Annotated in this window: 10 protein-coding genes; 5 read left to right on the top strand and 5 right to left on the bottom strand. The window is 44.4% G+C overall.

Annotated elements, in window-relative coordinates:
• Window positions 1-189 precede the first annotated feature (189 nt).
• The 5 genes from ABEQ24_RS13115 (at window position 190) to ABEQ24_RS13095 (ending at window position 1945) form a co-directional block, all read left to right on the top strand.
• Window positions 190-405 (top strand): spore germination protein GerPB, encoded by a 216-nt coding sequence (locus tag ABEQ24_RS13115; protein WP_430007195.1) that lies wholly within the window; start codon window positions 190-192, stop codon window positions 403-405.
• A gap of 84 nt (window positions 406-489) precedes the next feature.
• On the top strand, window positions 490-1116 hold the full coding sequence (gene gerPC / locus ABEQ24_RS13110; protein ID WP_430007194.1) for a spore germination protein GerPC: 627 nt from the start codon (window positions 490-492) through the stop codon (window positions 1114-1116).
• Complete coding sequence (locus ABEQ24_RS13105; protein ID WP_430007193.1) at window positions 1113-1289, top strand: spore gernimation protein GerPD; 177 nt, start codon at window positions 1113-1115, stop codon at window positions 1287-1289. Before gerPC ends, ABEQ24_RS13105 begins: the two co-directional genes overlap by 4 nt.
• 6 nt (window positions 1290-1295) lie before the next feature.
• The gene (locus tag ABEQ24_RS13100) at window positions 1296-1682 is read left to right on the top strand and encodes a spore germination protein GerPE (RefSeq protein ID WP_430007192.1); all 387 of its coding nucleotides are present in this window, start codon (window positions 1296-1298) and stop codon (window positions 1680-1682) included.
• Window positions 1683-1726: 44 nt separating this feature from the next.
• Window positions 1727-1945 (top strand): spore germination protein, encoded by a 219-nt coding sequence (locus tag ABEQ24_RS13095; RefSeq protein ID WP_430007191.1) that lies wholly within the window; start codon window positions 1727-1729, stop codon window positions 1943-1945.
• Window positions 1946-1986: 41 nt separating this feature from the next.
• On the opposite strand, the gene ABEQ24_RS13090 is transcribed toward ABEQ24_RS13095, so the two are convergent.
• The 5 genes from ABEQ24_RS13090 to addB form a co-directional block, all read right to left on the bottom strand.
• On the bottom strand, window positions 1987-2289 hold the full coding sequence (locus tag ABEQ24_RS13090; RefSeq protein ID WP_430007190.1) for an HNH endonuclease: 303 nt from the start codon (window positions 2287-2289) through the stop codon (window positions 1987-1989).
• Between the two features lie 23 nt (window positions 2290-2312).
• On the bottom strand, window positions 2313-5672 hold the full coding sequence (locus tag ABEQ24_RS13085; protein ID WP_430007189.1) for an AAA family ATPase: 3360 nt from the start codon (window positions 5670-5672) through the stop codon (window positions 2313-2315).
• Window positions 5669-6850 (bottom strand): exonuclease SbcCD subunit D, encoded by a 1182-nt coding sequence (locus ABEQ24_RS13080; protein ID WP_430007188.1) that lies wholly within the window; start codon window positions 6848-6850, stop codon window positions 5669-5671. The genes ABEQ24_RS13085 and ABEQ24_RS13080 overlap by 4 nt, the downstream gene beginning before the upstream one ends.
• Window positions 6851-7182: 332 nt before the next feature.
• On the bottom strand, window positions 7183-10890 hold the full coding sequence (gene addA / locus ABEQ24_RS13075; RefSeq protein ID WP_430007187.1) for a helicase-exonuclease AddAB subunit AddA: 3708 nt from the start codon (window positions 10888-10890) through the stop codon (window positions 7183-7185).
• Window positions 10871-14383 (bottom strand): helicase-exonuclease AddAB subunit AddB, encoded by a 3513-nt coding sequence (addB, locus tag ABEQ24_RS13070; protein ID WP_430007186.1) that lies wholly within the window; start codon window positions 14381-14383, stop codon window positions 10871-10873. Before addB ends, addA begins: the two co-directional genes overlap by 20 nt.
• Window positions 14384-14754: the final 371 nt, after the last annotated feature.

The following is a 14754-nucleotide window of genomic DNA, read 5'->3' as shown; positions in this document are numbered from 1 at the left end:
TTAAGCACACTCACTGGTTTTGTGGAATCAAAGGGGCTCATGGTTCCTCCATTCAGCACACTCCTGGGTTTTGTGGAATCAAAGAGGGCTTTGACAGGCAGTTTCCCTGCCTGCCCATCTTTCCTTTCCCTCTCAAGTCTTGATTAAAGGTATTACTGCCCGTTAATGCGGGATAAATGAGGTGAGAACATGAATTTTTACATTAACCAGACGATCCAAATTAATTATTTGAAAGTTGATGCCGTGAGCAATTCTTCCGTCCTTCAAATTGGCAGCGCTGGTATTATTAAGCCGCTCGCAAACCTTTATAATACTGGATCATTTACTGCACCTGCCCCGCCGGCTGAACCTCCGGGCGGCCAGATTCAAACCGAAGGTCCTTTTGTTCCGCTGGCACCAAGTTAATCCAGCATAGGCATTCACCCATTTTCAATCGCCTGCATATAATGGAACCTAGATACTGTGTACGCGATTTTATAAGCGGGGTGAATGAAATTGTACTATGATCAGTCAATGATGCAGTGTATACAGCATTTATATGGAATCGTTCAGGCTCAGGATGAGAAAATCAAAAAACTTGAATCCGCTCTTTCTGCCATGATGGATGAAATAGAGGAGTTAAAAAAACGCCCCAGCACAACAATTGAAAAAATAGAATACAAATTTGATCAATTAAAAGTAGAAACTCTTGAGGGAACATTGAACATAGGACTCAATCCAACGGTCCCCGATCAGATTGAAAATTTTGAGGTGGATCAGAATGGACTTCAAGTGAACCAGGGAGATACTGCGAAGCGCGAGGAAGAAATATTTGAAGCTGTTCAGGCACGGCTGGCCGCTTTTCTGAACGAAGACTGCGTCAAATACATTGAACAGCTCGCTGCTCAAAATAACTATGAGCTTGATGATGCGCATAAAGAATTTATTATTGAAGATATCCGCAAGCAAATTGACAGCCGGATTAAATTCTACTTAAAACAGGGGACCTATAATGAATCCGTGCCTGTCAGCGCGCAGATTGAAGATATTACATCTAAAGTGAAGCAGGATGTGGAACGTTCTATTACGTACTTTATCCAAGCCCTGCCAGAAGAAGGAGCTGACAGCAACACATGAATTTCAGCGTTGTAAATAAAGAGCTTTCAGTTGGAGCCATTCGGGTTACTGCTGTAGCAAGTTCCAGCGTCTTCCTGATTGGCGATGCCAACTGCATAACACTGTCATCTGTTTTTGATACGCCGCCAGAATCACTGATTATCGGTCCATTTGTCCCTCTTGCACCAGCGTAAGCCGCTATGATTAATCGATTATCGATTGTTAACAAGGCGTATGTTGACTCAATCGGACTCAGTTCCATTTTTCAAATCGGGGACAGTGTAGATATCGTTCCCCGAGTTAAAGTATATGCGGTGCAAAGGGAAGCAGAAATCGAACTCAGCAACGAGGGTGACTTAAAACAATATAATATTTATTCAGAGCTTTTGCCGAAACCTCTTATCACAGAAAATATTCAGACAGCTTTTTTTCATGTAAATCCAACAATCAAAGTTGGGGCTGTCAAAGTAACATCTATTTCTTCATCAAGTGTTGTTCATTTCGGCTCCTCAAATACCATCTCAGCTGAGTCACGCGTGAAGCACATCAGACAATTGCTAAGCCGGAATGAACGCAAACAGCCTTGATGCATAGACTGTGAATATGACAGAAAGCCAAAGGATGTTCATTCATGCCAGCTATAATAGGTCCAATCTGCATTAACTCCGTTGGCGGCGGTGTTGTAAACTTCGGTGACTCATTTTATCTTTCCCCTAAGAGTTCATCAAAGACTGCATCCGGTTCCGGCGGAGGAAATACCGGGGACTTTATCATTGTCAACAATATTGTCAGTGCGACTAATTCACTCGATCCTGATATAAATGATCAAAATATTGTTGGGAATAACTAAAATGACGTGCCTGTTCGACAGCACGTCATTTTCATGTCAGGTTATTTTCTTTTCTTCCGCTCATTTGATTTTTTGGTCCGGACTAGTCTAGAAGAAGGCTGCTTGCGGATCCACTTTACATAGCTTGCAAGTTTTGGATCATTCCTCAATTCAGTTATCGTATTCAGACGGATGGCAAGCTCATCATTTGTATACAAAGCATGAATTTGCTTGTGGCAAGGTATGCAGAGCAGTGCTGTCGGCAAAAAGGTCCCGCCTTTTTCTTTTGGTGTTAAATGGTGCTCCGTCGTTTCAGCTTCCTGCCGTCTGCATAGTTCACACGTTCCCAGCTCTTTTTTCGCCATTTACATCCATCCTTTTATTATACCTACATCACTTCAAGCGATACGCTCGTTCCATTTCCTGTCGGCTCAGCAGGCATGACAATAAGTTTCCTCGGCAATCTGGCGCGAAGCTCCTGAACATGGCTGATGACACCTACAGCAAGATTGTCCGACTGAAGTTTTTCAAGGGCTGAGATAACCGTTTCAAGCAGCTCCCCATCAAGGGTCCCGAATCCTTCATCCAAGAAGAAGAACTGAAGCGGATATTCCCCTCTCAGCTGAATTTGCGAAGATAAAGACAGCGCCAGAGCCAGAGAAGTCAAGAACGTTTCACCGCCGGACAAACTTGATACCGGACGCCTCACTCCCCCATTTGCATCATCTCTCATAATAAATCCGCCGCCGGAATCTACCTCAATCGCATAACGCTGCCTCGTCAATTGACCTAAGCGTTCGGAGGCATCTTCTGCGACCAGATGAAGCTGTTCTTCTGCCAAAAATTCGACAAAGCCGTTGCCCTTAAAGACAGATTGAAGTTTTTCAAGACGCGCAGCAAGACTGTCAAGTTCCTCTCGCTTTTCTTCAATTTCCATAAATCGTTTATGCTTTTCCATCAGTAGCTGCAAGGCTTTCAAAGCAGCTCCTTTTTCCTGCGCTGCAAGGTCAATCAGCTCTTTGCTTTCAGACTTCAGCTGCTTAATATCTGTCCATTTTTCAAGGCTGACAGATCTGTGATTCAATTTTGCCTCTACACGTTTTAAGTCTGCCAACACTTGTTTCTTTTTATCCTGATAAACATCAATTTCTTCTTTCATTTTCTGCTTATCTGCAGGTGCCGCAATTGCTGTCACAGCAGCTTCAAGATCTTCAAATAAGGTCTCTTGCTTGACCTGCTCCCATTTCATTTCAGCATGTTTCAGACGCGCTTCTGCCTGTTCATGAGCCTTCTCTGCTGCATGGCTCCTGCTTTCAGCCTTTTGAACATCCTGCAGGGCAGTCTGCCACTCGTTATACAGACTCTTCTCCGTTTGAACAAGAACTTCTAATTTTCTGTCCGTTTCCCGGAGCAAAGAGGCAATATCATCGCTGCCTGTCACTTGATCCAGCCTTTTCTGTTTCTCGTCAGCTGCCTGCTTTTTATTTTGAATCGAAGCAGCAAGCTCAATCTGATTGTTCTTGATTAACTGAGCTTCATGCTCCAGCTGCTTGATTTGTTTTTCTTTTTCTTCAATGAATTGAACGCTTATTTGCACTCTTGTTTTCAGATCTTCGAGAACAGCATCTTTTTCTCTGATCTGACGCTGCTTTTCTTCTGCCTGTTCAAAGGAAATCCCGTCAAACTCATGATTCCACTTTTCTAGTCCGGCAAGGTATTCAGATTCAATTTGATCATGTTTTTCATAAATTTCCTTTAAATCTTCTTCACTGTTCTTTTGAGTATATAGGTGCTGATTAATTTTCTCCTGCCATTCTCTTTCGCTTACTTGAAGCTTTTGGAATCGTTCTTTTGTTTGCAGAAAATCCTGATTCAGCGCTTTATACTCTGTGAGTGGATCAATTTCCTCTTTTTTATCTTCATTCAATGTAACAACCAGTTCCGATAAAAAAGGATAGGATGAGACCATTTCTCTTGAGAGTTCTTCCCATTTTTCTTTTAAATGCTGAAGATGTGCACTGACTGCTGTATCTTCAGATGTTTTCACTTCAAGCTCCTCAATCAGTGAGCCTGATATTTCTAAAGCATCCGTCTCTTTAGCAAGCTCTGGATGATGAGCCGATCCGCATACCGGGCAAGGATCATCTTGTGAAAGGTGTTTTGCCAGCTGGACCGCCATGTTGTGCTCGCGCTGTTTCTCAGCTTTGTTCTTTTCATCCAGCAGGTGCAGCTTGCGGGTTTCAGTCTGCTGCTGATGAGTGTTAAGCAGTTCGCAGCTTTTATGATAAAATTGCTGAACACTTCCAAAGGAATCCTTGATTTTCACACGGCCAGCCTCGTGCTTCTGTCTTGTTTCCTTCAGCTGATCTTCTGCACGCTTTGCAAACATCTCTTTTTTATCTGCTGCCTTCTTCCATTCAGCTAAAGATGCTTCAAGGTTAGCGAGGTGAAGCCTTTGCTCCGACGCCTTCCGTATTAGTTCTCTCTCTTGAACCGTTACAGTGTTCTGATCCATTTGCTCTGTCAGTGTCTTTTGCTTTTCAAGCGCTTTTTTCAATAATTGATTTGTCCGCTCCGCTGATTCTTGCCGCTGACTCAGATTTCCCGCTGCCGCGTCAGCCTTCTCCATCAATTCTCTGATAACAGTTAACTCTTCTTTAAGAACTTTCTCCAATTCTCTAAGCTGCAATAACTGTTCTTTTTTCGTTACTAAAACGGGTTCTTCTGCAGCTTTCTTTTCACGTATCTGTTCATAAGCGCTGACGGTTTTGGCGTAACGCTCCTTATGGTGCTTGAGAACTTGCTGCCGCTCTTCCATTTGCAGGCTGCTGCTGTTTTTTTCTTTTTCAGCTGATTGAAGCGCCTCAGTATAAGGCTTGACATAGTCCGCTTTCTCCGCAGCTTCCAGACGCACCGCAAGCGCGGCCATATCATCTTTTTGCTCCAGAAGTCGCGACTGCAGATTTTCATACTCGCCTTTTTCAAGCTGAAGCTGCCACACTTCTTCGTACTCATCATATTGTTTGACGGTTTGATCGTATTCTTTTTGTCTTTTTTCAAAGAGCAGATTCGCCCCTTCAAGCTCTTGTTCAGCAAGCTTAACCGCTTCACTTGAAGCATCTCCGAGCCCTGCCTGTTCAGCTGTCAGTTCGTTTTGTTTCCCTTTGGCATGCAGCAGTCTCTTTCTGAGCTTTTTAACGAGCTCATCTCCATACTGCTCTAAATGGAACAAACGCTGAAGCATCTGTCTTCTTTCCGCTCCCTTTAAAGAGAGGAATTCAGCAAATTTCCCTTGAGGTAGCACGACCGCTCTAGTGAAATCATCAATTGTCAGACCGAGGAGAGCATACACTTTCTCATTTACTTCAGCTGATTTATCAGCGAGAACTACGGTCTCTTCCGTATGCTCCATGATGCGGGAAAGCGAAGTTTTAACACGCTGCTCATCTGTGCGCTTAAACATTCGTTCTACGGAATACCGTTTGGAGCTGTTTGCATTTTCAAGTTCAAACGTAAATGAGACGTGAAGGACATTCTCTGCATGATTTAATATTCCATGAGTGTTATTGGCTGCACGCTCTACTTTTCCGTACAATGCAAGAGTCATCGCATCAAGAATAGAGGATTTTCCGCTTCCTGTCGGGCCAAATATGCCAAACACTCCGCCTTCGCAAAGAGAACTGAAGTCAATAACCTGCTTTTCTCTGAAACTATGCAATCCTGAAATGGTAAGGGATATTGGCTTCATTCCTTGTCCTCCTCTTCTTCCGGCTCGTCATGAATCATATCCAGAAAGAGCTTCATTGTTTCCTGATCAGGCTGTGCCCCGCCTGTCTGCTGCTCATAAAATTTGGCGAAAAGCTCATCTATCGGAAGGTTTGCTCTGCTTTCCCGGCTTTGGTCATTTATGCTTTTTTCAAAGACAGGACGGATATGCACAAACCCTGGATGAGAATTTCGCAGTCTATGAATCTCTTCAAGGGAAAGGGTATCTATTAAATGAACCTCTAAGTCAATCCAGGCATTTTTGTCTTTCCCATCATCAAGCCACTGATGAACCTGCTGCAGACCTTCTTGGGCTCTCCATTTTACTAATGGCTTTCCGCTTGAGAGCAAAACTTCAGAAACCTGAGCCTGTCCGCCTGGCTCAAGATCGACAATGGAAACTGATTTTGCGTAGCCTGATTCTGAAAAACTGTAGGCAAGAGGCGAACCCGAGTATCTTGCCATTGTGCGGGCCCGCTTCAATGTTTGCGGGCGATGAAGATGTCCAAGCGCCACATACTGCGCTTTTTCGGGAAGACTTGAAGCTGCTACCGTATATGCGCCTCCTACTTCTATTGGACGTTCCGAATCAGTGGAGCTTCCCCCGGCTACATATATATGGCTCATCGCAAGATTAACCGTGTCAGCTCTGAACTGCTCTGACATATAGGCAAATAAATCCCGAATTCGTTCATCATATGAATTGCGCAAAAGAATTTCATCGTGACTGTCTGAGAGCATTTCTTTTAACCTTGCTTCTGAGGGGTAAGCAAGAGCCGCCATCATCATTGATTGACCGGCAGCCGGCACATCAACGGTTATAATACTTGATGAAGGGTATCCAATCAGGTGAATGCCCTGTGTGTCTGCAAGCGGTGAAGCAGCCTGCAGACGTTCAGGGTTGTCATGGTTGCCGGCTATCACAATTACAGGACGGCGGCCTTTATCTGAAAGCCTCGAGATGCTTTCATAAAATAGCTGTTCTGCTGCTGCAGGAGGATTCACCGTATCAAAAGCATCGCCTGCCATTATGACAGCATCCGCTTTTTCATCAATGACAATCTGTGAAAGCTCATCTAAAAATTGAGCCTGCTCGAGAAGACGGCTTCTCCCTTCAAGCGTCCGGCCTAAATGCCAGTCTGCTGTGTGTAAAATCCGCATAGAGATTTTCCCAACCTTTCTTATTAGAAAAGCGCAAGCGGCCCGGTTAGCTCAGGCATGTCAGATAAGGATCCGCCAGAAAAGGCGCTTTTTGCCAATACTTTCGGAGCCGTTCTGGCCGAGGAGCCTGAGCGATGGAGCTAGACACCTCGAAATGCGGAACCGACTGTTCAGCCCCGATAGGCAGATAAGAATTCACCCATAAAGTCCGGTTCCCGCCTTTTTGGGTGAATTTGTTCTGACCGAGGGGCTAGGAGGTGGAGCTAGCAATGCGCAATTCATACTTACTTATGTTCTAAAAAAAGAAGAAGCAAATCCTTCTTCTTAATGTCTTACACTTCCAGTACATGTCCTCCATCAAAGAAATAAAGAACTTTTAATGAAAGAGGTTTCTTCGTAATTTTTTCAATCGCTTTTCCGTAAAGATCAAGCTGAACACTGTAGCGTTTCGCTAAAACAGGACGTGCCTGCTGAAATCCGCCCGGAAATTTCCCTTCAATGGCATCTGTTTTATAATCAAGTAAAACGACACCTTCTTTATCTTCAAATAAACAGTCGATGACACCTTGAATCAGCACATGTTCACCCTTCGCTTCTTCGTATAGTTCATCGGCGGGCAAGGCATAGCTGAAGGGAACCTCCCTCTCGATGCGGTCTGCATTCTGCAGTCTTATCCCGATATCCGTCTGGAAAAAGCGAGCAATGGAGCCGATATCAATGCTGTCCGCCTGCTCTTTTGTCAGAATTTCTTTTGTGGTAAGCTCTTGTACTTTTCGGCGAGTATTTTCAGCCGTTACCGGTTCGCTCAGATTAAGCTGCTGCATAACTGCATGCATAGCTGTCCCTTTTTCTGCAGCAGTGAGCGATTTTTTCTGCATGAATTTTGGCCGGTCATACATAAAGGTGTCTTTCTGAGTACGCAGAATCGTTTCATCACTATATTCATCTCTGAATTCCTGCTGCCTTTTTACTTCCGATACCGATTGCTTTGAACGGAATACAGCGGCAAACTGATGCTCATACGTCCATGATAACCGGGCTTTTATTTGCTCCTGATAATCTGACTGACAAGCTACTGGTTCAAGGTTCTTCAAAGCACTGAGCATTTCCTGATCATACTTTTTTTCCTCTTTTTGAATGTCATACAGTTCCTCCTCATTCATTACGTTAATTTCCCAGCGCGATGGATGAGGAAGAATGAAAGGATTCTTTTCTTCGCTATTTTCCCTGAGTCTTGCCGCATCCTCGTGGCGGACTAATGCAGGACCGATCCAGTCAAGATAGGATTTGGCCTGTGCCCGTTCAAAATCTGGGAGCAGCCACTCCTCCTGAGTCATTGAATTTTGCCAGTCAGACAGCGTTTTTATGGCGTCTTTCAATGTTCCGACCAAAAAAAGTTTCTCTTTTGCCCGAGTTAAAGCAACATACAGAACGCGGAGCTCTTCTGACAGCAATTCAATTTTCATCTTTTTCTTCATGGCCGCAAGCGGCAAGGTCGGATAGCTGATTCGAAGAGAAGGCTGAATCAGTTTCGTAGCAAAACCGAGCTCTTTATCAAGCAGATATTTTTTATTCATATCCATCATATTAAACTGTCGTGCAAGCCCGGCAACGAATACGACCGGAAACTCCAAACCTTTGCTGCTGTGAATGGTCATCAGCCGGACCACATCTTCCTGCTCGCCGAGGGCTCTTGCAGCACCAAGGTCATCTCCCCGTTCCTGCATGCGCTCTATGAAGCGAAGGAAACGGAAAAGTCCTCTGAAGGTTGTCGCCTCATACTGACGTGCTCTGTCATAGAGCGCCCGCAAATTGGCCTGCCGCTGCTTGCCGCCAGGCATTCCGCCGACATAATTGAAGAATTTCGTATCCCGGTACAGCTGCCAGATTAATTCTGAAACGGATCCCATGCGAGCAAGCTCTCTCCATGTTTGCAGCTGATCATAAAACGATTGCAGCCTTTTGCTGAGAGCTGCATCTTCCCTGGATGCTTCTGATAAGAAAACTTTTAAGGCTTCAAAGTACGTGCCTTTTTTTGAATATGTCCGGATGATGGCGAGTTCATTTGTGCTCAGTCCGACAACTGGCGACCTCAGAACGGATGCAAGCGGAACATCCTGGTATGGGTTATCAATCACTTTTAGAAGCGACATCATAATGGCGACTTCCGTTGCTTCAAAATAACCGCCTGAGAGGTTTGCATACACAGGAATGCCCTCTTGTTTAAACTCCTCAATAATCTGCGGCGCCCATGGCATAGAGCGCAGCAGAATTACAACATCTCTGTATGTGATATTCCGGGTCCCGCCGATTTTACGGTCATAAATCTGAAATTTATTCTGAATCATCCCGCGAATCTTCTTTGCCATGACTCTTGCTTCAAGCTGAACAGTCTGAAGTTCTTCAGGATGGAATGAATTTTCTTCTTCAGAACCGTTCTCTTCCTCATCCTTGCCGCGATTTATAAGCAGGAGTTCAGCCCTCATCTGTTCAGAATCCGGATAAGATGCCCCAAGCTTCAGCTCAGCATCAAGGTCATAGGCAACTTCCCCCACCTTCTCTCCCATTAGCTGCTTAAAGAGAAAGTTCGTGCCGTCGATTACTTCTGAACGGCTTCTGAAGTTTTTTGATAAATCGATGCGAAGACCTGTGTGCTGTCCTTCTTTTGAGAAGGTTTTATATTTGCTCAAAAATAAAAACGGTTCAGCAAGTCGGAATCTGTAGATCGATTGTTTTACATCGCCTACCATAAACAAGTTTCCTTGTCCGCTTTTGGCTACAAGCTTGAGAATGGTTTCCTGAACAAGATTTGTATCCTGATACTCATCGACAAGTACTTCTTCAAATTGATTTTGATAATCAAGAGCTGCTTCAGTTGCATCCAATTGTCCATGTTCATTCGGTGTTCCAAGAATTTGAAGGCAGAAGTGCTCAAGGTCTGAGAAATCAACAATCCCTTTTTGCTTTTTCTTTTCGTCAAAACGTTCCCCAAACAGATTCACAAGTCCTGTAAGTGTTTTGATGACAGGTTTTAAATCCCGCAAATCCTGCAGATGGCTTTCATAGGATCGTGCAAACAGCTCTTCCTGCAGCTGCTCGATTTGTTTTTTTGCTGAGTTGCGCAGCGCCGTAGTCTGTTCAAGCAATTCCTTGCTGTATTCTGACCCCCTGCATGCTTTAGCACGGGAAAATGACGTCAGTGCCATTTTCCCCGCCAGTTCCTGCCACGAATCTTTTGATTTAATCAATTCCTGAACCTGCCTGATGTCATCTGTCAGATTTTCCGCACGCGGAGCTGGGCCTCCCGGTTTTTCAGTCAGTGCAAGTGCACGCTGGAGTTTTTCAAGGCTGCTTGTGAGCTGCATGGAAATATCTGCAGCAAGGTATGGAAAAAACGGCAAGTTTTCAAGCCGTTCTTCTTCGCCGTACATGCCGGCAAGCTCATCAAGCCACTTTGAAGGGTTCGGATGCGAACGGGAAAATTGATAGAGCGCACGGATCAGTGTCTGCAGGTCTGTATCACTTCTATCTGTTGTATAGCGGTCTACTAGATCAAAAAAAGCATCATTATCTGCAAGGCTGTATTGTTCTTCAAAGATTTCATCAAGTACCTCATCAATCAGGAGCTGTCCCTCTGTTTCATCAGCAATCCGGAAACCAGGATCCAAATCGATTAAGTAATAATACTTTCTTACCACATTCAAGCAGAATGAATGAAGCGTGGAAATCGCTGCTCTGTTCAAAAGGGACAGCTGCCTTCTCAAATGAAGGGAAGAGGGGTTCTCCTTCAATGCTTTTTCAAGCGCTTCGCCGATTCGGTTTCTCATTTCTGCTGCTGATGCATTGGTGAACGTTGCAACTAATAAACGGTCCACATCGACCGGATTTTCTTTTGAAATGATTTTGCGGATGATTCTCTCAACGAGCACCGCGGTTTTTCCTGATCCAGCGGCGGCTGCCACAAGAATATCCTGCCCGCTTGAGACGATCGCTTTCCATTGATCATCCGTCCACTGGCTGTTACTTGGTTTCTGTATCATTCTCTTCCCCCCTTGCTTCGTTCTTCAATCTCGTAAGAATGACATCATTTTTATCATCCTTCAGCATGCGGTATTGATTTTCTGCCAATGATTGATCAAATTGACAGACAGACTTAAAGGAGCAAAACGTGCATGGCACTTTTTCCTTCATTTTGTAAGGAGTAATATCGACTACCCCGTTTGTAATATCCGTTCCTATGCTTTGGAAAAGAGAACGGACATGACCTCGGAGCAAATCAAATTCCCCTTCGCTTGCAATTGCAGAGTCAGATCTGAAGCCGCCATCCTTTTTTAGTCCGGCAGATACAATTTTCGAAAGGCCGGTGTCCAATGTCTGATCCATTAGACGCACAGCTTCCTCATCTCCAAGGAGTAACCCCTTCATTTTAAACTTCTTGAAAATTTCTTCTTCAATTTTATCCAGCGGCAGCTGTGATGCTGTCTGAATCATCGGATCGTGCACATGGAAGTATAGGACGCCTGCAGGAGTCGCCTCCACTCCAAGCCAGCTTTTAGAATGTGTGATAATCACATCTAAATAAGTCAGCATCTGCAGGGCGAGTCCGTAATATACCTCTGATAAATTAAGAGCTTTGTCACTGGATTTAAAGTCAACGATTCGGAGAAGAACTCCATTAGAGCTTTCCGCCTTATCCACGCGGTCAATTCGTCCGATCAATTCCATCGTGCAGCCATTATCCAGCTGAAAGCGGATAGGGGGCAGCGGACCGCCTTTGCCAAAACCGAGCTCAAGGCCGGCCGGTGCAAATCCGCTTGCCTTCGCATGTTCGCTTAAAATAGACGAAGCTCTCGATATGATGCTGACAAGCTTTCTTTTTAAATAGTGATGACGGTTTGAGCTCAATAGGATTTCTCTTTGCAGTCTTGGAGCCAGCGTTTCAACTGCATCATGCGAAAGGCGTGCACACTGTTCCTTTGATAAATCCTTCCAATCGAGCTTTAATTGCTGCATTCTGTCTGCAATCAGCTTTAATGCAGAGTGAAACATCTGACCGATATCCGGGGCCTCAAGACGGAAATATTGCCGGTCTTTTAGCTTTAATCCGTGTGTTGCATAATGTGAAAACGCACAGGCCTTAAACATCTCCATCCGCGAAACACTGCCTTGAATATGTTCGCCGTAAAGCTCTCTGCTGATGTCTGATTGCAGTGTTTCTGCCTCGTTTCGGTAAAAAAGGCTCCCGACAACTTTTGATAACGTCTCTTTTTCGACCTGCTGGGTAAAATACGTGTACGTATCCCACCAGATCGAACTGATTGGATAGCTCCGCTTCCAGGCTTGCAGCTGGGAAGTCAGATAGGAAATGGTAACATCTTCATTCACAATGAAGGACAGCTGCTCATCTTCAGGCAGTTCCTCAGGCTCATTTATAAAGATTTCCGTTCGAATAGCCGGGAATAAGTCCTTCATCCGCTTAATGATCATCGAAGGAAGCAAAGCTTTTCCTTCCTCGTCTGCAAGCGGATAGGAGATATACAGCTCATGTGATGCCCCTGCAAGTGCTAAATAAATGATAAAATTTTCATCTAAAAGCTGCTCGCGTGCAGTTGGCGCAAGCTCAATTCCCTGTTGGTGCAAAGACATACGGTCTTCCTCTGTCAGCACGCCTTTTTCCATCGGTCTTGCAGGAAGAACACCGTCATTTGCTCCAACTACAAATGAAATTTTAACGTTAAGCAATCTTGATCGTTCTAAACTTGCGATGACCACCTGATCCATTGCAGGCGGAACGAGCGCAAACTTCATTGCTTCAAGACCCGTTTCGATCATTTCGGAAAATAGTTTGCGGGAAATGGCATGATCCTTCATCATCTCAGCAAATTCATCCAGCATTCCTGTTACAGCACTCCATACTTGAGCATGTTCTCTGGCTTCAATCAATCTTCCTGATTCCTCGGCATCCAGTCTCAGGTGCTCAAGCTTAAGCGGGATATCGAGTTCCTCCAGAAACAGATACAGAGCCTCAGCCATGCCGATGCTGCTTTTAGCCCTTTTCATTCTCTCAGCAAGTCCGTTCAGCGGCCGGACAATAAGATCTCTGAGCTGATTGATCAATTCTTCCATTTCATTTTCTTCATCTGTTCTGACATACTCATCGTCCAGTGAATAGTATCTGCGATAGACAAAGCGTTCTTCCTTCGTCCATTTGCTTCCCTGAATCCCGTATGACAGCACGTAGTTCTCAAACTGATCCATTTTCTCCCGCATTTCCTGCTTGTCGGCATCTAGAGGAAGAAGGAATTCTGTTTTAATGCAGCGGAACACAGCTTCATAACGCCAGTTGCCATTTAAAACTTCAAGAGCGGATCTGATCAGTTCAATCACTGGGTGATTAAGCATCGAACGCTTTTGATCGATAAAAAAAGGAATCTGATAATCTCTGAACACTTGTTCAATCAAGTCCTGATAATCTCCAATATTTCGAATTAAAACGGCAAGATCCTTGTAACGGTAATCATCATCCATGACAAAACCGCGGATTTTCCTGGCGATTCCTTCTATCTCGGAGCGGCGGGAAGCAGCCTCTGCTATCACCGCGTTTGTTTCTCCTTCGTACGGCTTTACAGGCCTTGATTCAAGATATCTCTCTAAATGGGCAAGTGACGGACGTTCTATGAATCTCGGCATTTCATTTAATACGAAAACGTCATCCACTTCCATCCTTGACTCTTCTGCAAGCATTGAGAGCTTGTGATAAGTCATTCCAGTCATTCTGAATAAATGCAGCTCATGCGGAAGATGCTCATAAAAGGGCTTGTCCGCTGTAAGGGCAATGGTTACGCTTTTCGCATGATTCATGAATGCTGCGATGACTTCATACTCCTGTGGTGTAAAGCTGTGAAATCCGTCAATATAAATATCTGCATTGTGAATATAAGAGGATTCTGCAATTTTCTCTGCCAGTAGTTTAAGATAATCCTCTGAATCAACGTACGTACCGCTGAGTTCAATCTCGAGCTGTTTATAGAGCAGGACAACATCATGAAGCTTATCAGCCAGCGCCTTTTCCTGACGGGTAGCATTTACTGACATCTTCTCAAGCTTATCTTCCATATCCCCGGGTGTGAGGCAATAGCGCTTCAGTTCTGTAATCATCGTTTCAATATGCTCAATAAATCCGCTTTTGCTGCTTGCTTTTGCAAAAATTTTAAACTCCTGCTTATGCTGTTCAACAAGCTTCCGAATCATCATTTGAATCCCTGTTCCGGATATATGATAGCGGCTGATTCCTCCTGTTTCCTGCAGAATCCTCCATGCCAGACGGCTGAAGCTGAATGTCTGCGCCCGCATCATCCCGCCTAAATCAGGCGTTTTAACCAGCTCATATTCAATGCCAAACGTCATTTGATCAGGCACCAAATAAACGATTGGATCTCCTTCCGGCCTTTCAAAAAGATCCATGCGGATTTCATTTAACAGCCGGTGTGTTTTCCCGCTTCCAGATCTCCCTAAAACAAACTTTACTCCCACATTCAGGACCCCTTTCTAAAAAAACATTGATGCGCACAGGCAGCTTTCTATCTATAAAATTCCAAATTAATTTCTTATCGGCAATGAATAAAAAGGCATACCAATATGCCTTTTTATTCTTTAAACTATCTATTATTTCAATTGTAATCTCTCCATCTATTTTACTTTAAAAATCAGGGGAATACCATTCCCGCCCTCTTTCCAAGTTTTGCAGAATCATGGGAGAACGGCCTTATTGGCAGATGCATAGGCTATAAGAAAAGGGCAATCCCAAATGGGTTATCAGAGCCGTTCTGACAGAATATCCTGGCACTCGGGTACTTGGACATAGCTGCCAGGTGCTATCTGCATTTTGATATAAATGAAAAGGA

It is taken from the genome of Metabacillus idriensis, from assembly GCF_050483325.1.
In the GTDB taxonomy this organism is placed as follows: Bacteria; Bacillota; Bacilli; order Bacillales; family Bacillaceae; genus Bacillus_P; species Bacillus_P idriensis_A.
The sequence above is the reverse complement of the archived record's forward strand: the minus strand, read 5'-3'. Positions and strand labels throughout refer to the sequence as shown.